Annotated in this window: 22 protein-coding genes; 15 read left to right on the top strand and 7 right to left on the bottom strand. The window is 65.6% G+C overall.

Annotation, left to right across the window (positions count from 1 at the left end; all coding sequences use genetic code 11):
* The first annotated feature begins 174 nt into the window (after positions 1–174).
* The 5 genes from BMX04_RS08225 (at position 175) to BMX04_RS08205 (ending at position 6715) form a co-directional block, all read left to right on the top strand.
* The gene (locus BMX04_RS08225) at positions 175–903 is read left to right on the top strand and encodes an alpha/beta hydrolase (protein ID WP_074785810.1); all 729 of its coding nucleotides are present in this window, start codon (positions 175–177) and stop codon (positions 901–903) included.
* The gene (locus BMX04_RS08220; RefSeq protein WP_074785783.1) at positions 900–2048 is read left to right on the top strand and encodes an alpha-D-ribose 1-methylphosphonate 5-triphosphate diphosphatase; all 1149 of its coding nucleotides are present in this window, start codon (positions 900–902) and stop codon (positions 2046–2048) included. The genes BMX04_RS08225 and BMX04_RS08220 overlap by 4 nt, the downstream gene beginning before the upstream one ends.
* Before the next feature lie 300 nt (positions 2049–2348).
* The gene (locus BMX04_RS08215; protein WP_074785782.1) at positions 2349–3074 is read left to right on the top strand and encodes a metallophosphoesterase; all 726 of its coding nucleotides are present in this window, start codon (positions 2349–2351) and stop codon (positions 3072–3074) included.
* Positions 3075–3201: 127 nt separating this feature from the next.
* Entirely contained in the window at positions 3202–4377 is a 1176-nt protein-coding gene (locus tag BMX04_RS08210; protein ID WP_074785781.1) for an acetyl-CoA C-acyltransferase family protein, read from the top strand.
* A gap of 85 nt (positions 4378–4462) precedes the next feature.
* A complete protein-coding gene (locus tag BMX04_RS08205) occupies positions 4463–6715 on the top strand; it encodes a response regulator (protein WP_083398126.1) in 2253 nt (750 codons plus the stop codon).
* Here BMX04_RS08205 and yaaA read toward each other — a convergent pair.
* The 3 genes from yaaA to BMX04_RS08190 all read right to left on the bottom strand — a co-directional run bounded on the left by yaaA (position 6627) and on the right by BMX04_RS08190 (position 9825).
* Positions 6627–7388, bottom strand: coding sequence for a peroxide stress protein YaaA (yaaA, locus tag BMX04_RS08200; protein ID WP_074785780.1), 762 nt, complete (start codon positions 7386–7388; stop codon positions 6627–6629). The genes BMX04_RS08205 and yaaA overlap by 89 nt on opposite strands.
* Before the next feature lie 35 nt (positions 7389–7423).
* On the bottom strand, positions 7424–9460 hold the full coding sequence (gene recQ / locus BMX04_RS08195) for a DNA helicase RecQ (RefSeq protein ID WP_074785779.1): 2037 nt from the start codon (positions 9458–9460) through the stop codon (positions 7424–7426).
* Between the two features lie 77 nt (positions 9461–9537).
* Positions 9538–9825, bottom strand: a complete 288-nt coding sequence (locus BMX04_RS08190) for a YggT family protein (RefSeq protein WP_050661014.1) — start codon at positions 9823–9825, stop codon at positions 9538–9540.
* 131 nt (positions 9826–9956) lie between these two features.
* Between BMX04_RS08190 and BMX04_RS08185 the strand changes: the two genes are divergently transcribed.
* From BMX04_RS08185 to BMX04_RS08155, 7 genes are all read left to right on the top strand, one after another.
* A complete protein-coding gene (locus BMX04_RS08185; protein ID WP_074785778.1) occupies positions 9957–10505 on the top strand; it encodes an acyl-CoA thioesterase in 549 nt (182 codons plus the stop codon).
* Between the two features lie 55 nt (positions 10506–10560).
* Positions 10561–11943 (top strand): MFS transporter, encoded by a 1383-nt coding sequence (locus BMX04_RS08180; RefSeq protein ID WP_074785777.1) that lies wholly within the window; start codon positions 10561–10563, stop codon positions 11941–11943.
* Positions 11925–12845, top strand: a complete 921-nt coding sequence (mepA, locus tag BMX04_RS08175; protein WP_074785776.1) for a penicillin-insensitive murein endopeptidase — start codon at positions 11925–11927, stop codon at positions 12843–12845. Before BMX04_RS08180 ends, mepA begins: the two co-directional genes overlap by 19 nt.
* A 310-nt stretch (positions 12846–13155) precedes the next feature.
* Positions 13156–13578, top strand: a complete 423-nt coding sequence (arfB, locus tag BMX04_RS08170) for an alternative ribosome rescue aminoacyl-tRNA hydrolase ArfB (RefSeq protein ID WP_074785775.1) — start codon at positions 13156–13158, stop codon at positions 13576–13578.
* 64 nt (positions 13579–13642) lie between these two features.
* On the top strand, positions 13643–13900 hold the full coding sequence (locus BMX04_RS08165) for a type II toxin-antitoxin system ParD family antitoxin (RefSeq protein WP_074785774.1): 258 nt from the start codon (positions 13643–13645) through the stop codon (positions 13898–13900).
* The gene (locus tag BMX04_RS08160; RefSeq protein ID WP_074785773.1) at positions 13897–14205 is read left to right on the top strand and encodes a type II toxin-antitoxin system RelE/ParE family toxin; all 309 of its coding nucleotides are present in this window, start codon (positions 13897–13899) and stop codon (positions 14203–14205) included. Before BMX04_RS08165 ends, BMX04_RS08160 begins: the two co-directional genes overlap by 4 nt.
* A 141-nt stretch (positions 14206–14346) precedes the next feature.
* Positions 14347–16374, top strand: coding sequence for an NADPH-dependent 2,4-dienoyl-CoA reductase (locus BMX04_RS08155; RefSeq protein ID WP_074785772.1), 2028 nt, complete (start codon positions 14347–14349; stop codon positions 16372–16374).
* 6 nt (positions 16375–16380) lie between these two features.
* On the opposite strand, the gene BMX04_RS08150 is transcribed toward BMX04_RS08155, so the two are convergent.
* The gene (locus BMX04_RS08150) at positions 16381–16824 is read right to left on the bottom strand and encodes a DUF4399 domain-containing protein (RefSeq protein WP_074785771.1); all 444 of its coding nucleotides are present in this window, start codon (positions 16822–16824) and stop codon (positions 16381–16383) included.
* Positions 16825–17016: 192 nt separating this feature from the next.
* Between BMX04_RS08150 and BMX04_RS08145 the strand changes: the two genes are divergently transcribed.
* Both BMX04_RS08145 and BMX04_RS08140 read left to right on the top strand, forming a co-directional pair.
* On the top strand, positions 17017–17922 hold the full coding sequence (locus BMX04_RS08145) for a LysR family transcriptional regulator (RefSeq protein WP_074785770.1): 906 nt from the start codon (positions 17017–17019) through the stop codon (positions 17920–17922).
* A gap of 181 nt (positions 17923–18103) precedes the next feature.
* On the top strand, positions 18104–18643 hold the full coding sequence (locus BMX04_RS08140; protein WP_074785769.1) for an NADPH-dependent FMN reductase: 540 nt from the start codon (positions 18104–18106) through the stop codon (positions 18641–18643).
* Positions 18644–18956: 313 nt separating this feature from the next.
* On the opposite strand, the gene BMX04_RS08135 is transcribed toward BMX04_RS08140, so the two are convergent.
* Positions 18957–20600 (bottom strand): ABC transporter substrate-binding protein, encoded by a 1644-nt coding sequence (locus tag BMX04_RS08135; protein WP_074785768.1) that lies wholly within the window; start codon positions 20598–20600, stop codon positions 18957–18959.
* 265 nt (positions 20601–20865) lie between these two features.
* Between BMX04_RS08135 and aroC the strand changes: the two genes are divergently transcribed.
* Positions 20866–21969, top strand: coding sequence for a chorismate synthase (gene aroC, locus BMX04_RS08130; protein WP_074785767.1), 1104 nt, complete (start codon positions 20866–20868; stop codon positions 21967–21969).
* Between the two features lie 52 nt (positions 21970–22021).
* Here the strand turns inward: aroC and BMX04_RS08125 are convergent, their stop codons facing one another.
* Together BMX04_RS08125 and BMX04_RS08120 are read right to left on the bottom strand one after the other, a co-directional pair.
* Positions 22022–22891 carry a DMT family transporter gene (locus tag BMX04_RS08125; RefSeq protein ID WP_074785809.1) on the bottom strand — a complete coding sequence of 290 codons (870 nt, stop codon included), beginning with the start codon at positions 22889–22891 and terminating at the stop codon, positions 22022–22024.
* A 133-nt stretch (positions 22892–23024) separates the two neighbouring features.
* On the bottom strand, positions 23025–23312 hold the full coding sequence (locus BMX04_RS08120; RefSeq protein WP_050661002.1) for an HU family DNA-binding protein: 288 nt from the start codon (positions 23310–23312) through the stop codon (positions 23025–23027).
* Positions 23313–23329 lie beyond the last annotated feature (17 nt).

Genomic DNA, 23329 nt, shown 5'->3' with positions numbered 1-23329 from the left:
GGCCTGACCGTGCACGGTTCTGCGCAGCCGTTCGAATTCGGCACGCAGGTCGGGCGGTTTCGGCAGGATAAGGGCGGGCAGGACGCGGGCGTCGTGCAACGTGCCGCGCCCGTCCGCACCCGCCTGAAAAACCTTCCTATTCACAGCCCTTCCGTTTGCGCATATGTCACCCGAATGATCCGTCTCGCCCTCATCACGGTCCTCACCCTCGCCCCCGCCCTAGCGCGGGCCGATTGCGTCGTGCTGCTGCATGGGCTCGCCCGCAGCGACGCCTCGTTCCTCGTGATGCAGGAGGTGCTAGAGGCGCAGGGCTATGACGTCTTCAGCCCCGATTATCCCTCGACCGAAGAGGACATCGCCGAACTGGCCGAGGAAACCCTGCCCTTCGCGGTGCGGGTCTGCGGCGAGACCCGCATCCATTTCGTCACCCATTCCATGGGCGGCATCCTGCTGCGCGTCTGGCTGGCTGAAAACCGGCCCGACACCATGGGTCGCGTCGTCATGCTCGCCCCACCCAATCACGGCAGCGAACTGGTGGACGAGCTGGGCGGGCTGGAGCTTTTCAAATGGCTCAACGGCCCGGCCGGGATGCAGCTTCAGACCGGGCCGGGCGGCGTGCCCGAAAATCTGCCGCCGGTGGATTTCGAACTGGGCGTGATCGCGGGCACCCGCTCGCTCAACCCCTATTACTCGTCGCTGATCGAGGGGCCAGACGATGGCAAGGTCTCGGTCGCCTCGACCATGGTCGACGGCATGGCCGATCACCTCACCTTGCCGGTGACGCATACCTTCCTGATGAACAACCCGCTGGTAATCGCGCAGGTCGAGGAATTTCTTGAACGTGGCCGGTTCGATAACGATCTCACACTCGGCGACGTGCTCTTCGGGCGGCGCGGCGGATGAGCGCGGCCCTCACCCTGCAGGGCGCGCAGGTGCTCTGGCCCGAGGGGCCGGAGGTGCGTGATCTCACGATCGCCGATGGTCGTGTCACCGACGCGCCCACGGGGCGCGGCGTGGACCTCTCGGGCTACATGATCCTGCCCGGCATCGTCGACATCCACGGCGACGGGTTCGAGCGCCACCTCGCCCCCCGGCGCGGCGCGATGAAGGACGTGGATCAGGGCCTCATCGCCACCGAGGCCGAACTGGCCGCCAACGGCATCACCACCGCCACGCTGGCGCAATTCTACAGCTGGGAAGGCGGCATGCGCGGGCCGGAGTTTGCCGAGAAGGTGTTTACCGGGCTCGCCACCATCCGCCCGCAGGTGGACACAGACCTGCTGGTGCAACTGCGGTTCGAGATCCCGATGCTCGACGATTACGCCGCCATCGAGGACATGATCGCCCGCCACGCGATCCCCTACGTGGTGTTCAACGATCACCTGCCGCATGAGGATCTGGCCAAGGGCAAGCGCCCGCCCCGCCTGACCGGGCAGGCCCTGCGCATCGGGCGCAACCCCGAAAAGCACCTCGCCTTCATGCAAGACCTGCACGCCCGCATGCCCGAGGTGGAGCCCGCGCTCGACGCGCTCAGCGCGCGGCTCATCGCGGCGGGGGTGCGCCTCGGCAGCCATGACGAGGCGACCGCAGCGGCACGCGCGAGGAACCGCGCGCGCGGCATCCACATCGCGGAATTCCCCGAAACGCTGGCGGCCGCCGAGGCCGCCCGCACAGGCGGCGACAGCATCATCATGGGTGCCCCCAACCTGGTGCGCGGCGGCTCGCACAAGGGCAATGCAAGCGCGCTGGAGATGGCCGCCATGGGCCTCATCGACGCGCTCGCCTCGGATTACCATTACCCGTCGCTGAAGCGCGCGGCGTTCCTGCTGGCCGATGGCGGGGTATGCGATCTGGCAGCGGCGTGGCAGCTCGTCTCGCTCGGCCCGGCGCGCATTCTGGGCCTCGGGGATCGCGGCGAATTGCGCCCCGGGCTGCGCGCCGACCTCACGGTGATCGACCCGGCAAGCCGCCGCATCATGGCCACCATGGCAGGCGGGCGGATCAGCTACATGAACGGCGCCGTGGCGGCGCGATTCATGGGGCTGTGATGGGCCTGAAGCAGTCATAGCGCCCCGCCAGAAGGTGCCGCGCGAGCGCAGGGCCGGGGACTGGCGAAGCAACGCTCGTTGCGGGTACTTTATGCCAGCCAAGTCATTGTAACATCAACACGTTGCGCGCCCTATCATATCGCCAGGCCGCGGGACGGCGTCATGCTGGAGGCATGCCTCTGGCATGACGATCGCGCGGCACCTTCGGTGCGTTTCGCGCGGGCACTCTCGAAGGCCAGCTCAAGACCAATCGCCTCCCCCCTCTGGACAACCTCCCACAGGCAGGGTCTACATCCCCGCATGACAGACCCGATCTACGCCATCCCCGATATCCACGGTCAGGACGCGCTGCTTGACGCCGCCCTCGATCTCGTCACGCAAGACGGCGGGGCGCAGGCCCGCATCGTCTTTCTCGGCGATCTCGTGGATCGCGGCCCCGATAGCCGCGCCGTGATCGACCGGCTGATGCAGGGCCAGGCCGACGGCCGCCCCTGGACCGTGCTCAAGGGCAATCACGATCAGCTTTTTCTCGATTTCATCGACACCGGCCAAATCCGCTCGCCCCAGGTCCGCTCCGGCCTCACATGGCTCAACCCCCGGCTTGGCGGCGCGACGACCCTCGCCTCCTACGGCGTCAGCGCGTCCGAGGACGCGCCCGCATGGGACGCCGCCCGCGCCGCCGTGCCACAGGCGCATCGCGACTGGCTCGCCCGGCTGCCCCTCTACAAGGAGGTGGGCGGGTTGCTCTTCGTCCACGCGGGCATCCGCCCCGGCCTGCCCCTCGCGGACCAGAGCCCAACCGACCTGATGTGGATCCGCGACGGCTTTCTCGACCATGACGCGCCGCACCCCTGGCTCGTGGTGCACGGCCACACCGCGCTCGACCGGCCGCAGCATTTCGGCAACCGCATCGACCTCGACGGCGGCGCGGGCTATGGCCGCCAAATCTGGCCTGCCGTGTTCGACGGCCGCAGCTGCCACCTGCTCACCGACACCGGACGGCAACCGCTCACGCCCGCCGGATGAGGAACCAAACAGCACGCACACGCGCTGAATTCTACAAAACTCCGCCCTGACACCACGTCCGCGTTGCCTTTTGCCCTGCACCGCCGCTAGGCTCTGCCTAACGCAAACCCCGGGTGGAGGATGACCCATGACCGATATCGTTATTCTGGATGGCTGCCGAACGGCCATTGGCACATTCGGCGGGGCCCTTGCGGGCACACCGCCCACCACCCTCGGGGCCACCGTCGCCCGCGAGGCGCTCGCACGCTCGGGTGTCGAGGGCGGGCAGATCGGCCATGTGGTCTTTGGCCATGTCATCAACACCGAACCGCGCGACATGTATGTAAGCCGCGTCGCCGCCATCGACGCAGGCATCCCCGACACTGCCCCCGCGATGAACGTCAACCGCCTCTGCGGCTCGGGCGCGCAGGCCATCGTGTCGGTCATTCAATCCCTGATGCTGGGCGACGCCGAGTTCGGCCTTGCAGGCGGGGCCGAGAACATGAGCCGCTCACCCTTCATCATCCCCGACCAACGCTGGGGCGCCAAGATGGGCGACGTGAAGACGCTCGACATGATGCTGGGCGCGCTCAACTGCCCGTTCGGCACCGGCCATATGGGCGTCACCGCCGAGAATGTCGCGGCCGAGCATGACATCAGCCGCACCGATCAGGATGCCTTTGCGCTCGAAAGCCAGCGCCGCGCCGCAGAGGCGATTGGCGAGGGCCGGTTCACATCGCAGATCGTGCCCATCGAGGTGCGCGTGAAGCGCGACATGGTGGCATTCGACACCGACGAGCACCCCAAACCCACCACCGCCGAGGCCCTCGCCGGCCTGCGCACGGTGTTCCAGAAAGACGGCACCGTCACCGCCGGCAATGCCAGCGGCATCAATGACGGGGCCGCCGCCCTCGTGCTCGCCCGGGCCGAAGCGGCAGAGGCCGCGGGCCTCAAGCCGCGCGCCCGTGTTCTGGGCTACGCCCATGCCGGGGTGCGCCCCGAGGTGATGGGCATCGGCCCCATCCCCGCCGTCGAGAGCCTGCTGGAGAAAACCGGGCTCAGCGTGGCCGATTTCGACGTGGTGGAATCGAACGAGGCGTTTGCCGCGCAGGCCCTGGCCGTCAACAAGGGGCTTGGCCTCGACCCGGGCCGCGTCAATCCCAATGGCGGGGCCATCGCGCTCGGCCACCCGGTGGGCGCAACCGGCGCCATCCTCACCGTCAAGGCGCTTTACGAGTTGGAGCGGACCGGGGGCAAGCGCGCGCTGATCACCATGTGCATCGGCGGCGGTCAGGGCATCGCATTGGCGATCGAGGCGCTCTGAGCACATAATTCACAGGCTTTAACCGCTTGTTCACGACGATGCCGGATTGTGACCCGATCACATTCCGGCACGGCGGAGGACGGGCATGAGCCTTGCCAACAAGCTGGCAGAGGAGCGGCGCGCCCGTCTGGCCGCCGAACGTCTGCTGGAACAGAAACAGGCGGAACTGCACGCCGCCAACCGCAAACTGGGCAAGCATGCGCGCGCCCTCTCGCACGAGATACACGAGACCCGCGCCGAGGTGCAGACCGTCCGCGACGAGAACCTGCGCGTCAAATCGGACCTGAGCGAAGCGCATCAAAAGGTCGAGATCGCCGAACGCCGCCTCTGGCATTCGATCGCCACCATTCAGGACGGCTTCGCGTTCTTCGATGCCGACAGCCAGATGATCGCGGCCAATCACGCCTATCTCGCGGTGTTCGACGGGCTCGAGGCGGTGCAGCCCGGCATCAGCTATGTCGAAATCCTGCAATTCATCACCGAAGAGGGGATCGTCAACATCGGCGCACACGCCCCGCATATCTGGCGCGAACACATGCTCGACCGCTGGCAACAGGCCACGCCCGAGCCCGAGGTGATCCGCCTTTGGAACGGCCACTATATCAAGCTGATAGATCAGCGCGACCCCGATGGCGATGTGGTCAGCCTTGCGCTCAACATCACCGACACGATCCGCTACGAGACGGAACTGAAAGAGGCCCGCCGCCGCGCCGAGACCGCCAATCGCGCCAAATCCACCTTCCTCGCCAACATGAGCCATGAGATCCGCACCCCGATGAACGGCGTCGTCGGCATGGCCGATCTGCTGATGGACAGCGACCTGACCGAGGAACAACGCCTCTATGCCTCAACCATCAAGCATTCCGGCGAGGCACTTCTGGTCATCATCAACGATGTGCTGGATTACTCCAAGATCGAGGCCGAGAAACTCGTCCTCCACACAGCCCCGTTCGATCTCGAACGCTGCATCCACGAACTTGTGACGCTGATGCAGGCCAATGCCCGCGACAAGGGGCTCGATCTGCTGGTCGATTACGATCTGTTCCTGCCGACGCGCTTCATCGGCGATCCGGGCCGCATCCGGCAGATCCTGACCAACCTTCTGGGCAATGCCATCAAGTTCACCGAGACCGGCCATGTGCTGATCCGCGTGACCGGCGTGCCGCCCGCCGCAGACGAGGCGGCGATGATAAATGTCAGCATCGAGGATACCGGCATCGGCATCCCGCCCGACAAGGTCGATCACATCTTCGGCGAGTTCAATCAGGTCGACGACGACCGCAACCGCAAGTTCGAGGGCACCGGCCTCGGCCTCGCGATCTCGCAAAAGCTGATCAGAATGATGCAGGGCGATATCTGGGTCGAGTCGACCCCCGGAGAGGGGTCGAGTTTCGGCATCTCCCTCACCCTGCCGCTCGCCGCCCCCGAAGACGCGGCCGACCCGGTCCTGCCGAGGTCAGCCGCGCGCGCCCTGATCGTCGAGCCGCAGGCGGCTAGCCGGGACATTCTGGAACGCCAACTCGCCGCGCTCGGGCTCGCCGTGGTCAGTTGCGCCAGCGGGGCCGAGGCGCTGACGCTGGCCTGTCCCGAGATCGACATCGTGCTTTGCGATCACAACATGGCCGCGATGGACGGGCTCGAATTGGCCGAGGCGCTGCGCGCGGCGGGCCACACCATGCCGATTGCCCTGCTCAGCCAGAACACCGGCTATGCCGAGCAAGACCCCGGGCGCGCCCATGTGCAGGTGGTTCTGCAAAAACCGGCACCCCGCCGCGTCCTGATCGACACGCTCGCCGCCTTGCTGCCATCCGGCCAGACCATGCCCCAAGCCGCCCGCACCATGCGGGTGCTTGCGGCAGAGGACAACAAGACCAACCGGCTGGTCTTCTCCAAGATGCTCACCGGCCTCGATATCGACCTGAAATTCGCCGAGAACGGGCGCGAGGCAGTAGAGTTGTTCCACGCGTTCCACCCGGATGTGATCTTCATGGACATCTCCATGCCCGAGACGGACGGCAAGGAGGCCACCCGCACCATCCGCGAGGCCGAAGACCCCGGCGCGCATGTGCCCATCGTCGCGATGACCGCCCACGCGATGCAGGGCGATGAGGCCGACATCCTCGCCGCCGGGCTCGATCACTACCTGACCAAGCCGCTGCGCAAGGCCGATATTATCTCCCGGATCACCGCCGCCTGCCCGCCCGACGCCCGCGCGACGCCCGCGCGCCACAGCCAGCACCCACAACGGCTCAGGCCGGGTAATCGCGCAGAAACACCATGCTGTCACCCTCCGACATCTCGGCATTGTAGCGATAGCCGCCGGTATCGAAGTCTTTGAGCGCGTCCGGGTCGGTCAGCCGGTGCTGGATCACGAACCGCGCCATCGCGCCGCGCGCCTTCTTGGCGTAAAAGCTGACGATCTTGGGCGTGCCCGCCTTTTCTTCCATGAAGACCGGCGTAATCACCCGCAGATAGAGCGCCGCGCGGTCCACCGCCCCGAAATATTCCTGGCTCGCACAGTTGATCAGCGTGTCGGTGCCGATCTCACGCGCCTGCGTATTCAGCGCTCTGGAAATCCGGTCGCCCCAGTAATCATAGAGCGTGCGGCCCCGGTCGGTCGCCAGCCGACTGCCCATTTCCAGCCGATACGGCTCGATCGCATCAAGCGGACGCAACAGTCCGTAAAGCCCCGACAGGATGCGGAAATGATCCTGCGCCCAGTCCATTTCATCCGCGTCGAGCGATCCCGCCTCCAGCCCCTGATAGGTGTCGCCGGCAAAGGCCAGCGCGGCGGGCTTTTCCTCCATCGTGCCGAACTCGGCAAAGCGGTCGGCATTGAGCCGGGCAAGGTTCTCGCTGATCTTCATCAGCTTTTGCAGATCCCCCACGTCAAGGCCGCGCGCCACCTGCGCCAGATCCTCCGCCTCGGCGCGAAACGCAGGCCGCGTCGGCGCAACACCCTCGACCGGGCTCATATCCATCTTCTTGGCGGGCGAGACGACAACCAGCATGCGCAAAATTCCTCTGTGACAGCGTTGCGGCAGACTTAGTCCGCCATACGCAGAACGTCCAGAAAGGCCGGACCGAAACGTTCGGCATATTTCTCGCCGATCAGCCGCGCAAGCGCGTCACTGTCGCGCGGCCGCTGGCTCGCCACCCGCGCCAGCAGCGAGGCCGAACAACTCAGCGGCTTGTCGATACCCTCGGGCCCGCGCGAGAGCCGCGCCTGCGCCTCGATCAACTGGTCATAGACCTCGCCCGCCGCGCGGCCCGCCAGCTTGCGCCGCGTCGGGTGAACCTCCTCCACGGCACCGTTGATCACCTCCAGGAAATCCGCGCCATAGCGGTCCAGCTTGGTCGCCCCGACGCCGCCCACGCGCGCCATCGCATCCAGATTGGCGGGCCGCGTCTCGGCCATCTCGATGAGCGTGCGGTCGTTGAACACGATATAGGCGGGCACCCCCGCCGCCTCGGCCAGCGCGCGCCGCTTGGCCTTGAGCGCCGACAGAAGCGGTGCGTCCTCCTCTGACACCAGCGCCCGGGCGGCGGGGCGGGGCGTGCGCTGCGCCACCTCGCGGCGCAGACGGATCGGGGCTTCGGCGCGCAGGATCGGGCGGGCGGCCTCGGTCATCACCAATGCGCCATGCCGTTCGGGATCGGGGCGCACCAGATCATGCCCCATCATCTGCCGGAACACGCCCTGCCAGCCACGCCTGTCCATGTCGCGGCCCACGCCGAAGGTCGGCAGGCTGTCATGGCCGCGTGCGCGCACCTTGTCGGTCGCGTTGCCCAACAGGATGTCGATCAGATGCCCCGCGCCAAACCGTTCCTCGGTGCGCAGGATCGCCGACAACGCCTTTTGCACCGCCTCGGTGCCGTCGAAGGTCTCGGGCGGCGTCTCGCACAGATCGCAATTCCCGCACCGCTCCGCCACCTCGCCGAAATAGCCGAGCAGCGCGGCCCGGCGGCACTCCAGCGCCTCGGCCAGCCCCAACAGCGCGTTCAATCGCCCGTGATCGGCCATCCGCCGTTCCGGCGGGGCCAGCCCCTCGTCGATCTGCGACCGGCGCAGGCGGATATCGTCCGGCCCGAACAACGTCAGCGTCTCGGCAGGCGCGCCATCGCGTCCCGCGCGGCCGATCTCCTGATAATAGGCCTCGATGCTCTTGGGCAGGTCGGCATGCGCCACCCAGCGGATATCGGGCTTGTCCACCCCCATGCCGAAGGCCACTGTCGCCACCACGATCAGCCCGTCCTCACTGTTGAACCGATGTTCCACGTGGCGGCGCGCATCGGCCTCCATCCCGCCGTGATAGGCGCAGGCATTGTGCCCCGCCTGTGACAGGGCCTGCGCAAGGCTCTCGGTCCTCGCGCGGGTGCCGCAATAGACGATGCCCGACTGCCCTTTGCGGGCCCCGGCAAAACCCATGATCTGCTGGCGCGGCCCGTCCTTGGCGGCAAAGGTCAGGTGGATATTGGGCCGGTCGAACCCGTGCAGAAAGATCTGCGGTGGCTGCCCGTCAAAGAGCTTGGCCACGATCTCGTCGCGCGTCTCGGCATCGGCGGTGGCGGTGAACGCCGCGAGCGGCACGTTGAGCGCACGCCTGAGTTCACCGATGCGCAGGTAATCGGGCCGGAAATCATGGCCCCACTGGCTCACGCAATGCGCCTCGTCCACGGCAATCAGGCTGACACCGATGCGCCGCAGCATCCCCAGCGCCGCCCCCGACGCCAGCCGCTCCGGCGCCATGTAAAGCAGCTTGAGCCGCCCTTCCTCCAGCGCCGCCCAGACCTCTGCCGTTTCCTCTTCGGTATTGCCCGAGGTCAGCGCCCCCGCCTCGACCCCCGCCGCGCGCAAGCCCCGCACCTGATCGCGCATCAGCGCAATCAGCGGCGAGATGACCACCGTCACCCCGTCCCGCATAAGCGCAGGCAGTTGGAAACACAGGGATTTACCGCCCCCCGTGGGCATGATCGCAAGGGTGTTGCACCCGGTGGCGACGGTGTGCACGATCTCTTCCTGTCCGGGCCGAAACGCATCGAACCCGAAGACATCGCGCAAAAGCGTGGCAGCGCTCGGCATGGCAGTCCTGTAAGATTTTATATATCTGCTCTTACAATCACTGTTTCACACCAAGATTCGGTGAACAAGACCCCGGATCAGTAAAACGCCGCCGCATTGTTGATCAGGATGATCCGCAGCGCATAGACCGCCACCAGCACCACCAGGGGGGCCAGGTCGATGCCCGACATCGGCGGCAGGAATTGACGCACCCGGGAATAGATCGGCTCCAGCAGGCGGTTGAGCCCGTACCAGATCTGCGCCACGAATTGCTGTTGCAGGTTCAGCACCTGGAAATTGATCAGCCACGACATGATCACATGCGCAAGGATGAAGAACCACACGATATCGAGCAGCAGCATCAGGATCTGGAAAAGCGATTGCATGGGCAGTGGTCCTTTGGGTCTGAAACGCCTTCTCACCTAAGCAAGCCCGCCCCCGAGCGCAAGCCTGACGCGCGGTCGCAGTTGACTGCCATGCCCGAGGGTGGCAGGCGCGGGCCAAAGGAGACCCGCCCATGTATCCCGTCCTGCGCCTTGTCTGGCAACTCTACAAACATCGCAAATCCCCTGCCCTGCCGGTGACGGGTCTGCATGTGTCGCAGCATTATTGCCTGCCCTGGGATATCGACCTCTGGATGGAACTGAACAACGGGCGCACGCTCACGCTCTATGATCTTGGGCGGATTCCGCTGGCCGGTCGCGTCGGGCTGATCAAGGTGCTGCGCCGCAAGCGTTGGGGCCTGACCATCGCAGGCGCAAGCGTGCGCTATCGCCGCCGCATCCGCATGTTCGAACGCATCGAGATGCGCTCGCGGCTGGTCTGCTGGGACGAGAAATTCCTCTATCTCGAACAATCCATGTGGACGCCCGATGGCCAATGCGCCAACCACATCCTCTACCGCGCGGCGGTGACCGGAAAGGGCGGGATCGTGCCCCCCGCAACCGTCCAGGCCGAACTGGGGCACGACGCTGCCCAGCCAACGCACCCCGACTGGGTCCGCGCCTGGATCGAGGCCGATGCCACCCGCCCCTGGCCCCCGATGCAAGACCCCGCGCAGGAATAGCTTGCACCCACGCGCCTGCCGCGCTCATATCCCCAAAAGGGTGAGCGAGGCAGGTATGACGGGTATTTCCAAACGCAAACGCATCTGGGGCTGGTTCTTTTTCGACTGGGCCAGCCAGCCCTATCACACCCTGCTGATCACCTTCATCTTCGGCCCCTATTTTGCCTCTGTCGCCTCCGATCACTTCATGTCCACCGGGCTGAGCGAAGGCGTCGCCGACGCCCGCGCACAGACGCTCTGGTCCACCGGGCTGACCATCAGCGGCCTGATCATCGGCCTCGGCGCGCCGATCATGGGGGCCTTTGCGGACACCACCGGGCGGCGTCTGCCCTGGATCATCGTGTTCTCAGCGATGTACGTAACCGGCGCGGTGGCGATATGGGGCGTGACGCCGGACGGGGCCAACCTGTGGTTCGGGCTCATCGCCTTCGGCATCGGCTTCATCGGGGCGGAATACGCGCTCATCTTCATCAACTCGCAACTGCCCTCGCTCGGCACCCAGGACGAGGTCGGCGCGATCTCGGGCTCGGGCTTTGCCTTCGGCTATGTCGCCGGGGTGGTATCGCTGCTGATCATGCTGGCGCTCTTTGTCGAACAGCCCAGCGGCAAGACCCTGATCGGCCTTGACCCGGCCTTCGGACTTGACGCCGCCACGCGTGAGGGCACGCGCTTCGTCGGGCCCTTCACCGCGGTCTGGTTCGCAGTGTTCATGATCCCCTATTTCCTCTGGGTGCGCGATACCGGGCCTGCGGGCACGGGGCGCGGCATCGGCGATGCGCTGGGGCTGCTGGTCAAGACGGTCAAAGGCCTGCGCCACCGCCTCAGCCTCAGCACCTATCTTGGCTCCTCGATGTTCTACCGCGACGCGCTCAACGGGCTTTATGGCTTCGGCGGCACCTATGCGATTCTCGTGCTCAACTGGTCGATCACCTCGGTCGGCATCTTCGGCATCATCGGCGCGATTTCCGCCGCACTCTTCAGCTGGGTCGGCGGCAGGCTCGACGCGCGCTTCGGCCCCAAACCGGTCATCGTCGTGGCGATCTGGGGCCTGATCGCGGTCTGCGTCATCGTCGTCGGCATGGATCGCAGCCAGATCTTCGGCATCCCGCTGGCCCCCGGCTCCACCCTGCCCGATGCGATCTTCTTCGGCTGCGGCGTGCTGATCGGCGGCCTGGGCGGCACCCTTCAGGCCGCCAGCCGCACCCTCATGGTGCGCCATACCGACCCCGCGACCCCGACCGAAAACTTCGGCCTTTACGGCCTCTCGGGGCGGGCCACGGCATTTCTCGCCCCGGCGCTGATCGGCCTCGTGACCTCGCTCTCGGGCAGCGCAAGGATCGGCATTTCACCGGTAATTTTCCTTTTCCTGATCGGCCTTGTGCTGCTACGCTGGGTCAAGGCGGAAGGGGACAGCGAACAATGGGCCGGATCGTCATAACAGCAGCACTTTGTCTGGGCCTCGCGGCCTGCACGCAACCCGAGCCGGAGGCGCAGGCCCCCGGCATCGTCTCCAGCCAGAGCATCCCGGCCGCAATGCAGGGCGTGCAGGCCAAACAGCTTTTCGGCGCGAAGGGACAAGGCTCCGAACACGCCCCCGCCGCCTATGGCAGCTACGCCAATGGCTGCATCGCCGGGGCCGTCGCCCTGCCCGAAACCGGGCCGACATGGCAGGCCATGCGCCTCAGCCGCAACCGCAACTGGGGCCACCCCGAAACCATCGACATGCTGCAAGACCTCTCGCGCAAGGCCGCAGCGCAGCCGGGCTGGAACGGCATCTATGTGGGCGATATCAGCCAGCCGCGCGGCGGCCCGATGCTGTCGGGGCATCGCAGCCACCAGATGGGGCTCGACGCCGATATCTGGCTGCGCCCCGCCGACAACCTCACCCTCGACCGCACCGCGCGCGAAAACATCTCGTCGATTTCCATGCGTCGCGCCAATGGCGCCTATATCAACGGCAACTGGACCCGCGCGCATCACGAGATCGTCAAGGCCGCCGCGCAAGACCCGCGCACCGCGCGCATCTTCATCTTTCCCGGGGCCAAGGCGCAGATGTGCAAAGAGGAGACCGGCGACCGCGCATGGCTGCGCAAGGTCCGGCCGTGGTGGGGGCATCACTACCATTTCCACGTCCGGCTGAATTGCCCCGACAATGCGAAGGGCTGCGTGGAACAGGCCGCGCCACCCCCCGGCGATGGCTGCGCCGAGGCCGATCAGTGGGTGCGCAACATCCTCAACCCGCCGCCGCCCGACCCGGACGCGCCACCGCCCAAACCCCGCCGCGAGTTGACGATGGAAGATCTTCCGCGCCAATGCGTGGCCGTGTTGCAAGATCAATAAATCAGCATCCTGCGTCGCTTTTTTCGCCCACCACATGATTTTGTTTTGACAACTACGAAATTTATGTCAGGCTTAGCTTAGGTTTAACAATGCGAAAGGAGGTGGTCCAGTGTCTATAGAGGTATTGGAGCGAGGTGTCGGAACAGTTCGGGAGGCCGCCGTCTAGGGCAGCCCCGAGGCGAAAGCCGCCCGGATTGGTGCGCCTAACCGGCCCACCTCCGTAGCTTCTAGAGGGCCGTTCCCAGCCGGGGCGGCCCTTTTGAATTGCCACGCTTGTCATCGACCAACACGTCATCAACGGGACCGCCCCATGCTGAGGATCACCGATCAGATCGCCATCGAGGATTGGGAACTGACCGAGCAGTTCATCCGCGCCTCCGGCCCCGGCGGACAGAACGTCAACAAGGTGGCGAGCGCGGTCGAGTTGCGCTTCGAGGCCGAGCGCTCGCCCAACCTGCCCGGCCCGGTCAAGGCCCGGCTCAAACGGCTCGCGGGCCGCCGCTGGACCAAGGAGGGCGCGCTCCTCCTGCAATGCGACGAGACCCGCAGCCAAACCCGCAACCGCGACATCGTGCGCGACCGCCTGGCAGACTTGATCCGGCAGGCCCTGGTCAAACCCAAACGCCGCATCCCGACGCGCCCCACGCTGGGGGCCAAGAAACGCCGCCTCAAGGCCAAGAAGGTGCGCGGCGAGGTCAAGGCGCTGCGCGGCCGGGTGGACGGCGAGGACTGATCCCGCCAGCGCCAATTGATCCGGATACCAATAATTGGTATACCTCGATCAAAGGAGCCACCCCATGCCCCGCAACACCTCGGTCGTGCTCAGCGACCACTTCAACGACTTCATCGCCCGAGCCGTCGAAAGCGGCCGCTACGCCTCGACCAGCGACGTCCTGCGCGCGGGGCTGCGGATGCTGGAGCGTCAGGAGGCGGAACTGGAGTTCGACCGCCTTAAAGCCACCCTTGAGGAGGCCGACCGGCAAGCGGCGAACGGCGAAACCTTGGATCTCGATCTGGAAAGCTTCCTTGCCGCCAAGCGTAAAACCTCAGCGTGACGGAATTTCGGCTGACACGCACAGCGGTGGCCGACCTCGATGATATCTGGGATCATTCAAAGGTAACATGGGGCGAACAGCGGGCGGAAAGCTATGTCACGGAGATATTCGCCTGTTTCTCGCGCGCGGCCGCCGCTCCGGAAACAGGGCGCGACCGGTCCGTCTTCGTGCCGGGTGCGCGGTCACTGCCGGTCGGTCGACATCTTGTCTTCTACCGCATGGTCGGACCGGACGTCGTGATCTTGCGCGTGGTGCATGAGCGGCGCAACTGGGCGGCCCTCAGTTTCGCAGACGATCAGGACTGACAAACACCCGCCCCGGCTTCTTCTTGGCTAAAATACTCAAACTCCGGGACGCAGCCCCGCCTCCCCCCCGGTAACGCAGCGTTCATGGGTGACAATCGCGCGCGGCTGCGGCATCACTTGGATAAGCCAAGGGAGAGAGCCATGACCGATTATCCGCACCTTCTTGCCCCCCTCGATCTGGGCCATGTGACGCTCAAGAACCGCGTGCTCATGGGCTCCATGCATACCGGGCTGGAGGAGACGCGGGACTGGAACCGGGTGGCTGAATTCTACGCCGCCCGCGCGCGTGGCGGGGTGGGCCTCATGGTCACCGGCGGCATGGCCCCCAACCGCGAGGGCGGTGTGTTTCCGGGTGCTGCGGGGCTCTTCACCCCCGAGGATATCGCCAATCACCGTATCGTCACCGACCGGGTGCACGACGCGGGCGGGCTTATCGCCATGCAGATCCTGCACGCGGGCCGCTACGCCTATGGCAAGGAATGCGTGGCCCCCTCGCCCGTCAAGTCGCCGATCTCGCCCTTCACCCCCACCGAACTCGACGAGGACGGCATCGAGAAACAGATCGCCGATATCGTCACAGCGGCGCAGCGCGCCCGCGAGGCGGGCTATGACGGGGTCGAGATCATGGGGTCCGAGGGCTATTTCCTCAACCAGTTCCTCGTCACCCACACCAACAAACGCACCGACCGCTGGGGCGGCTCCTACGAGAACCGGATGCGCCTGCCGCTCGAGGTCGTGCGCCGCACCCGCAAGGCCACAGGCCCCGATTTCATCCTGATCTACCGCCTGTCGATGATCGACCTCATCCCCGAGGGCAGCACCCATGCCGAGGTGGTGCAACTCGCCCAGGCGGTCGAGGCGGCGGGGGCCACGATCCTCAACACCGGCATCGGCTGGCACGAGGCACGGGTGCCCACCATCGCCACCTCCGTCCCGCGTGCGGGCTGGGCGTGGGTCACGCAAAAGCTGATGGGTAAGGTGAGCATTCCGGTGATCACCTCGAACCGGATCAACACGCCGCAGGTCGGCGAAGACCTGATCGCGCAGGGCGCGGCCGACATGGTCTCGATGGCCCGCCCCTTCCTCGCCGATGCGGATTTCGTCAACAAGGCCGCAGCGGGGCGCGCCCAGACCATTGCCCCCTGCATCGCCTGCAATCAGGCCTGTCTCGATCACACCTTCTCGGGCAAGCTGACCTCCTGCCTCGTCAATCCGCGCGCCTGCCACGAGACCGAACTGACCATCGCGCCCGCCGACACACCGAAACGCATCGCCGTTGTCGGTGCCGGGCCTGCCGGTCTCTCGGCCGCGATCACGGCAGCGGAGCGCGGCCACAAGGTGACGCTTTTCGACCGCGCGGCAGAGCTTGGCGGTCAGCTCAACATGGCCCGCGTCATCCCCGGCAAGGAGGAATTCCACGGCCTCGTCGACTGGTTCGAGGTGATGGTCGAGAAAACCGGCATCGAGGTCAGGCTGGGCGTTGAGGCAGGGCCGAATGACCTTGCAGGCTTTGACGAGGTGATCATCGCCACCGGGGTCATCCCGCGCGATCCGGGCATCGACGGGCAGGACGGCCCCAACGTGCTCAGCTATATCGACGTGCTGCGCGGCAAGGCAAACGTGGGCAAGCGCGTCGCCGTGGTCGGCGCGGGCGGCATCGGCTTTGACGTGTCCGAATTCCTCGTCCATGAGGGCGAGAGCCCGACCGAGAACCTGTCGCTGTGGCGCGAGGAATGGGGCGTGGGCGATCCCGCAGAGGTGCGCGGCGGGCTGGCCGCCACCGGCCCGCAGCCCGAACCGCCCGCCCGCGCCGTGACGCTGTTGCAGCGCAAGGCCGAGCGCCCCGGCAAGCGGCTGGGCAAGACCACCGGCTGGATTCACCGCGCCGCACTTCGGATGAAGGGCGTCGAGATGCTGAGCGGCGTCAACTACGAACGTATCGACGCGCACGGCCTGCACATCAGTTTTGGCGAGGCGCGCGAGACCCCCAAACTCATCGAGGCCGACACCATCGTGCTCTGCGCCGGACAGCTGAGCGAGCGCAGCCTTGCCGATGCTCTCGAGGCCGAGGGCGTCACCTGCCACGTGATCGGCGGCGCGGATGTGGCCGCCGAGCTTGACGCGAAACGCGCGATTGATCAGGGCACGCGGCTGGCCGCCACGCTCTGAGGCGGGTTATTCCACGGTGATCGTGATCACCTCGGACGTCACCGGCGGATCGTGCGGCACATGGTTCATGTCGCCCAGAACCAGTTGCAGCGTGTGCGGCCCGGGCTCCAGATCAAGGCTCACCTGCGTCTGACCGCCGCCGAAATGAATATGATTGTCATCGGCGGGCAGGCTGGTGTTCAACTCCTCGGCCCCGTCCGGCCCCTCGCCGAGCGGCGGGCGATCGACCAGCACATGGTGATGGCCGGTATTCTCCTTCTCGGTCCCGGCAGGGGCCACGCCCATGCCCTTGAGGCCAAAGACCACAGTGACCGGCGCGCTGACGCTGTCGCCGTCCGAGAGATTGACGAAGTAGACCTCTGCCCCCTCGGGCGCGGGCGTGTCCCCGGCGAACGCGGGCGCGGCGACCGCCAGAAGAGCAGCGGTGACGAGTGTTGCAATGCGTGTCATGGTTCATCCTCCTGTCCAGATACTAGCATAGGTAGCGCGGCGACACAGTGTTTCGACGCTCACGGGTCGGTGTTTCTGCGTTTCCCAGCCGGGAACGATAAAGGGAATATCAAGATATTGTCGGGCAAGCGCCCCAGTTGTGCCTGATTTCTTGGGCAGAACAGAGGCTGACACGCAAGAAGAGGTATCAGTATGGATCGCCTGACGGAAATGGAGGCCTTCGCCACGGTAGTGGACCAGGGAGGGTTCACCGACGCCGCGCGCAAGATGGGCATTTCGAAATCCGCCGTATCCAAGCATGTTTCGTCCCTTGAGGCCCGCTTGGGGGCCCGCCTGCTCAACCGCACGACACGCCGCGTCAGCCCGACCGAGATCGGTCTGGCCTATTACGACCGGGCGCTGCGGGTTCTCAATGACGCGGGCGAGGCCGATGCGCTGGTCAGTTCGATGCAGTCCGACCCTTCCGGCCTCTTGCGGATCTCGGTCGCCACCGATTTCGGGGTCAATCATCTCAGTCCGATTCTGGGGTCTTTCCTAGATGAATTCCCCGATATCACCGTCAACATGGTGCTCAACAACCGCTACGTGGAGCTGATTTCCGAAGGCTTCGACATGGCCATCCGGATCGGCGAACTGGAAGACAGCACGCTGCGCGCCCGCAAGCTCACCGAGACCACCAAGCGGATGATCGCCAGCCCCTCCTATTTCCAGAAATACGGACGCCCCCAGAAGATCGACGAGTTGAACGAGCACAAGCTGCTGCATTATTCCAGCCAGGCGGGCAACGCGGTCTGGAAGCTGACCGCCCCCTCGGGCGAAAAGCGGCAGGTGCGCACGGCGGGCGGTCTCAGCGTCAATGACGGGCAATCGCTGCTCAACGCCGCGATCTCCGGCCTCGGGATCGCCTATCTGCCCTCCTTCCTCTATGCACAAGCAATGGCCGACGGGCTGATCGAGGATGCGATGCCCGACCTACCGGTCGAGATGCAGGGCATCTACGCGGTCTACCCGCCGGGCCGGTTCACCCAGCCCAAGGTCCGCGCCTTCATTGATTTCCTCGTCCACCAATTCGCCGAAAAAGGCCCTGTGGACTGGTAAAAACGTCCCCCTCGCCACGCCTATGGCAGATTTGATCCGGCCCGCGCCCTCGCGGGCCGGTTTCGTTTTTCCGGGTCCCTGAGGGATCGCACATCCGCTGTGCAGGCACCGGCAGTTGCCAAACGCCGGAACCCGCCCCAGTTTGTGTCGCAACATCGGTTCATTTCAGAAAGGTCGATACATGACACATCCCACACTCCTGCTTCTCTCCGGCTCGCTGCGCAAAGGCTCTTACAACCGGATGCTTCTGACCCAGGCCGCCGAGGCCTTCGGCCCGGCCAACGTGATCGAGGGCGATCTCGACCTGCCGCTCTACAACGGCGATCTCGAAGAGGCCGAGGGCGTGCCCGAGAAGGTCAAGACCCTCGCGGCGCAGATCAAGGAGGCGGATGCGGTGGTGGTCGGCTCGCCGGAATACAACAAGGGCATCACCGGGGTGCTCAAGAACGGGCTCGACTGGATCAGCCGTCTGCCGGGATGGCCGCTCAAGGACAAGCCTACGGTCGTCGTCTCGGCCTCTGCCGGGCGCACCGGGGGTGAGACGGCGCAATTCATGACACTGTCGTGCCTCACCCAGCATCAGGCCCGGCTCATCCCCGGCACCGCCGTGCTGATCGCAGGCGCGATGAACGCCTTTGATGACGACGGACGCCTCAAGGACGAGACCTCGCAAAAACTTCTGACCGAGCGGATGGAAGGGCTGCGGGCAGAACTCGGGTAGGCATTTGGGCGAGGGCGCGAATGGCCTAGAGATGCCGTTGCCGCGTCCCGCGCGAAACGCACCGAAGGTGCCGCGCGATCGCCGGGTCGTCCCGCGGCCTGGCGATTTGATAGCGCGCGCGACGTGTTGAGTTCAGAATGACTTGGCTGGGATAAAGTACCTGCCACGGTCGTTGCATCGCCAGTCCCCGGCCCTGCAACCGCGCGGCACCTTCTGGCAGGGTGCTATGTCCGATCCAGACCCACCCAACACGCCCAAAACACAAACGGGCCGCCCAATCCAAGGCGGCCCGTCTTTTCCGAGGGAACCCCGATCAGGCGTCGAGCCAGACCTTCTCGTAATGCATCTCGCGGAACTGATGCGCGCTCACATTCTTCACCTTGTCGGTGTGATGCAGCGCCTGATTGCGCCAGAACGGCTGAATGATCGCCCCGCTATCCTGCAGCATCGTCTGAAGCTTGGCCGAATAGTCACGCCGCTCATCGGCATCGAACACGCCCAGCGCCTCATCCAGAAGGGCATCGAACTCGGGGTTCGAATGGCCGCTCTCGTTCCACGCCTCGCCCGAACGATAGGCCAGCGCAAGCACCTGCACCCCCAGAGGACGCGGACCCCAGTTGGTGGTCGAGAACGGGTATTTCGTCCAGTCGTTCCAGAACGTGTTACCCGGCATTACCGTCCGCTTGACCTTGAACCCCGCCTGCCGCAGCTGCGCGCCGATGGCATCCGTGGTGGTGGTCCGCCAGTCACCGTCGATCGAGATGATGTCGATCTCGGTCTCGGCATGGCCCGCCGCCGTGGCCATCTCGATGGCCTTTGCCGGATCGGGCGCGATCTTGGGCAGTTCGGCATATTCCGGGTGGAACGGTGCGACGTGGTGATTCTCCGCCGGAATACCCTCGTTGTTGATCGAGATCGCCAGCAGCACCTCGTTGTCACACGCGAGCTGAATGGCGTTGCGCAGCTCCTTGCTGTCATAGGGCGGGGTGTCGGCGCGCATCCGCGCGACGATGGTATTGGCGGTGGGCTTGGACTGCTTGACCAGCCCGAGAGCATCGTACGACTCGATGAAATCCGCGGTCGATTCGTCGTTGATGTCGATCTCGTCGCCGTCGAACGCCGCCACGATCGAGGCATTATCCGTGCCGAAATCGATAAAGCGGACGCCGTCGAGATAGACATCGCCGCCCCACCACTTGCCGTCGGCGCGGCGCTTGACTTCGGCGCCGGTGCCGATCTCGATGGAAACCAGCTCGAACGGGCCGGTACCGATGGGCGATTGCGCCAGATCGCTGTCATCGCCATGGCTGCGATGCACGCAGAGTGCGGGATAATCCGACATGCCCGCGATCAGCGTGATATCAGGACGCGGAAGGTTCAGCTGCACAGTGAAATCATCAACCTTCTCGATCGCCCCCTCAATCGCCTTGTTGGTGTCGGGGTCGATCAGCGTACCCATGCGCGCGGCCATCGAATTGCCCTCGACCGCCTTGTCGCACCAGCGGTTGAGGTTGTGAATGATGTCATCGGCGTTGAACTCATCGCCGTTGGTCCAGACAGCACCCTGCCGCACCTTGAGCGTGTAGGTCTTGGCGTCGTCACTGACCTCCCAGCCCTCCAGCAGCATCGGCTGAAAGCTGAAATCCGACGCCCAGCGCACCATCGGCTCGCAGAACTGACGGCTGATATTGCCCGGCTCGGACCAGGCGAACTTGCGCGGATCGGTGATCTCGAGCACGCGGCTCGCCACGCGCAGCACGCCGCCTTTCTTGCCGTCCTGCGCCTGCGCTTGGGTCGGCACGGCCAGGCCCAAGAGGCCATAGGCGGCAGCGGATGAGGCCCCGAAGGTCGAGGCGAGCGCGATGAATTCGCGGCGGTCCATCTTGCCGGCCTTCGTGTCCTCGGCCAGTTTGCGCACGATCGGGCGCACGTTCTCTTCGGGAAGTGAGTGGGTCATGGTATTCCTCCGTGTTGGCCTTTGGCCGGGGCGACCGGTGTCGTTTTCCGACAGGTCCGGCGCCAGTGTTAGCAGGGATTACCCCCTGCGCCAGTGTTTTTTCAGGGTCGGACAGATGTCGTTTTTGCACCTTTTCGCGTCCGGTCCGAGGCCAGAGAGTATAGCGATTCCCCGGCCCATATCGCCTGTTTGCGACAAATGCCCGCCAAAATGGCTTGAGGCGGGCGCAGGCCACGGCTAGATGAGCGACAAAGGAGCCACGCGCATGAGCCTCAACACCTTCGGTCATCTCTTTCGGTTCACCACCTGGGGCGAGAGCCACGGGCCCGCCCTCGGGGCCACGGTCGACGGCTGCCCGCCGGGCGTGCGCCTCGATGAGGGTAGGCTGCAACACTGGCTCGACAAGCGCCGCCCCGGCCAGAACAAGAACACCACGCAGCGGCAGGAACCCGACGCCGTGCGCATCCTCTCGGGCGTCTACGAGGGCCAAACCACCGGCACGCCGATCCAGCTGATGATCGAGAACACCGATCAGCGCTCGCGCGATTACGGCGACATCGCCCGCACCTTCCGCCCCGGCCATGCCGATATCAGCTATCACCTCAAATATGGCATCCGCGATCCGCGCGGCGGCGGGCGCAGTTCCGCCCGCGAGACCGCAGCGCGAGTGGCCGCAGGTGGCGTCGCCCGCGCGGCCTTGGCCACACTGGTGCCGGGGATTGAGGTCAAGGGCTACATGGTCGCCATGGGCAAGATGCAACTCGACCGCGCCCGTTTCGATTGGGACGCCATCGACGGCAACGATTTCTGGCTGCCCGATGCCAAGGCCGCGCCCGAGTGGGAGGCCTACCTGCAAGCCCTGCGCAAGAACCACGATTCGGTGGGCGCGGTGATCGAGGTCGTGGCACGCGGCGTGCCCGCCGGCCTCGGCGCGCCGATCTATGGCAAGCTCGACACCGATCTGGCCTCGGCGATGATGTCGATCAACGCGGTCAAGGGCGTCGAGATCGGCGAGGGCATGGCCGCCGCCACCCTCACCGGCAGCGCCAATGCCGACGAAATCTTCATGGGCGAACACGGCCCCGAATTCGCCTCGAACCACGCAGGCGGCATCCTCGGCGGCATCTCAACCGGGCAGGATGTGGTGGTGCGCTTCGCCGTCAAGCCGACCTCCTCGATCCTCACGCCGCGCCGCTCGATCACCGTCGACGGCGACCCTATCGAGGTCGTCACCAAGGGCCGCCACGACCCGTGCGTCGGTATCCGCGCGGTGCCGGTGGGCGAGGCGATGATGGCCTGCGTGATCCTCGATCACCTGCTCCTGCATCGCGGACAGGTCGGCTCTGGCCCGCGCGGCACCATCGGCTGACGCCGTTTTCTTGAAAAGAAAACGATCCGGAATTTTTTAAACTTCCGGTCGCTCAGACCCGACGCTGCCGTGACAACTGCACCGCCAGAATGCCGCCCATGATCACCGCCACCCCGATCAGGTCCTGCGGGCCAAGCCGCTCGCTCAGGACTAGGGCCGCGATCGCCACCCCGAGGAACGGGTTGAGAAAGTGAAACGTCGCGGCCTTGGTCGCCCCGATCCGGTTGACCAGCCAGAACCAGACCAGCGTCGCCGCCAGCCCCGGCACCAGCGTGGTATAGGCAAAGGCGGCGATCAACTGCCACGACCACGTGACCTCGATGGTCTCCATCGCCGCCGCCCCCACCACAAGCCCCGCGCTGCCCACCAGCATCTGCAAGCCGACGATCATCAGGAAATTGCCACCTGACGTGGCCCCGCGCACCGCCAGCGTGGCAAAGGTCAGCGCGATCACCCCCGCGACGCACAGCCCGAGACCGTAGAGATCCACACCGCCCTGCAATCTTGCGCCCATGATGATCGCCACACCGATCACGCCTGCGACAAGGCCCAGCATCCCCATCCAGCCGATCCGCTCGCGAAAGATCAGCCTGCCCGCCAGCCCGACCAACAGCGGCATGGTCGAGGCGATGATCGCCGCAAGCCCCGCTTCGATGGTCTGCATGGCGACGAAGTTGAGCCCCAGATAGAGCGTGTTCTGGCACAGCCCGAAAATCACCGTGGCCCGCCATTGCCCACGCGTCAGCTGCCAGCTTTGCCCAAGGGCCCGGGCGATCAGCACCCCCAGAAGACCGGAAATGAAGAACCGCAGGCTGAGCGCCGTCAGCGGCGGGGCCGAGGCCACGATGATCCGCGCCGAGGTGAAGGCCGAGGACCACATCACCGCAAAGGCCAGCCCCATCAGTATCGCGCGAATATCCATGCCCTGCCCCGTGCCATATGCCGCCGCGACCATTGTGGATTTCCCGGACAGGCGCAACCCGGCATCACCGGGCCCCGGATACGCAAAAGGGCCGCCCGACAGGCGACCCTCTGCAAAAACTCGAAAGAGCGGATCAGCCGTTGACGCTGTCCTTGAGCGCCTTGGCGATGGTCATCTTCACCACCTTGTCGGCCTCTTTCTTCATCTGCTCGCCGGTGGCGGGGTTGCGCACCATGCGCTCGGGGCGCTCACGGCAGTAGATCTTGCCGACGCCCGGCAGGGTCACGGCGCCGCCGCCGGACACTTCCTTGGTGATCACATTGACCACCGCATCGAGGGCCGCGCTTGCGGATTTCTTGTCACTGCCCATTTCCTCGGCCAGAGCGGCGACGAGCTGGGTTTTGGTCATTGGTTTTGCCATTTCTTGGTCTCCTTCAA

It is taken from the genome of Roseovarius tolerans (genome assembly GCF_900109855.1).
Taxonomy (GTDB): Bacteria; Pseudomonadota; Alphaproteobacteria; order Rhodobacterales; family Rhodobacteraceae; genus Roseovarius; species Roseovarius tolerans.
Note: the sequence above shows the minus strand (reverse complement) of the source record. Positions and strands in the feature narration are given on the sequence as shown.

Coding starts and splice junctions, on each gene's coding strand:
- mepA (WP_074785776.1), top strand. CDS start 11,925: ATGGGCCGGATCGTCATAACAGCAGCACTTTGTCTGGGCCTCGCGGCC.
- BMX04_RS08150 (WP_074785771.1), bottom strand. CDS start 16,824: ATGACACGCATTGCAACACTCGTCACCGCTGCTCTTCTGGCGGTCGCC.
- BMX04_RS08145 (WP_074785770.1), top strand. CDS start 17,017: ATGGATCGCCTGACGGAAATGGAGGCCTTCGCCACGGTAGTGGACCAG.
- recQ (WP_074785779.1), bottom strand. CDS start 9,460: ATGCCGAGCGCTGCCACGCTTTTGCGCGATGTCTTCGGGTTCGATGCG.
- BMX04_RS08125 (WP_074785809.1), bottom strand. CDS start 22,891: ATGGATATTCGCGCGATACTGATGGGGCTGGCCTTTGCGGTGATGTGG.
- BMX04_RS08210 (WP_074785781.1), top strand. CDS start 3,202: ATGACCGATATCGTTATTCTGGATGGCTGCCGAACGGCCATTGGCACA.
- yaaA (WP_074785780.1), bottom strand. CDS start 7,388: ATGCTGGTTGTCGTCTCGCCCGCCAAGAAGATGGATATGAGCCCGGTC.
- BMX04_RS08180 (WP_074785777.1), top strand. CDS start 10,561: ATGACGGGTATTTCCAAACGCAAACGCATCTGGGGCTGGTTCTTTTTC.
- BMX04_RS08135 (WP_074785768.1), bottom strand. CDS start 20,600: ATGACCCACTCACTTCCCGAAGAGAACGTGCGCCCGATCGTGCGCAAA.
- BMX04_RS08165 (WP_074785774.1), top strand. CDS start 13,643: ATGCCCCGCAACACCTCGGTCGTGCTCAGCGACCACTTCAACGACTTC.
- BMX04_RS08220 (WP_074785783.1), top strand. CDS start 900: ATGAGCGCGGCCCTCACCCTGCAGGGCGCGCAGGTGCTCTGGCCCGAG.
- BMX04_RS08140 (WP_074785769.1), top strand. CDS start 18,104: ATGACACATCCCACACTCCTGCTTCTCTCCGGCTCGCTGCGCAAAGGC.
- BMX04_RS08185 (WP_074785778.1), top strand. CDS start 9,957: ATGTATCCCGTCCTGCGCCTTGTCTGGCAACTCTACAAACATCGCAAA.
- BMX04_RS08155 (WP_074785772.1), top strand. CDS start 14,347: ATGACCGATTATCCGCACCTTCTTGCCCCCCTCGATCTGGGCCATGTG.
- aroC (WP_074785767.1), top strand. CDS start 20,866: ATGAGCCTCAACACCTTCGGTCATCTCTTTCGGTTCACCACCTGGGGC.
- BMX04_RS08225 (WP_074785810.1), top strand. CDS start 175: ATGATCCGTCTCGCCCTCATCACGGTCCTCACCCTCGCCCCCGCCCTA.
- BMX04_RS08205 (WP_083398126.1), top strand. CDS start 4,463: ATGAGCCTTGCCAACAAGCTGGCAGAGGAGCGGCGCGCCCGTCTGGCC.
- BMX04_RS08120 (WP_050661002.1), bottom strand. CDS start 23,312: ATGGCAAAACCAATGACCAAAACCCAGCTCGTCGCCGCTCTGGCCGAG.
- arfB (WP_074785775.1), top strand. CDS start 13,156: ATGCTGAGGATCACCGATCAGATCGCCATCGAGGATTGGGAACTGACC.
- BMX04_RS08215 (WP_074785782.1), top strand. CDS start 2,349: ATGACAGACCCGATCTACGCCATCCCCGATATCCACGGTCAGGACGCG.
- BMX04_RS08190 (WP_050661014.1), bottom strand. CDS start 9,825: ATGCAATCGCTTTTCCAGATCCTGATGCTGCTGCTCGATATCGTGTGG.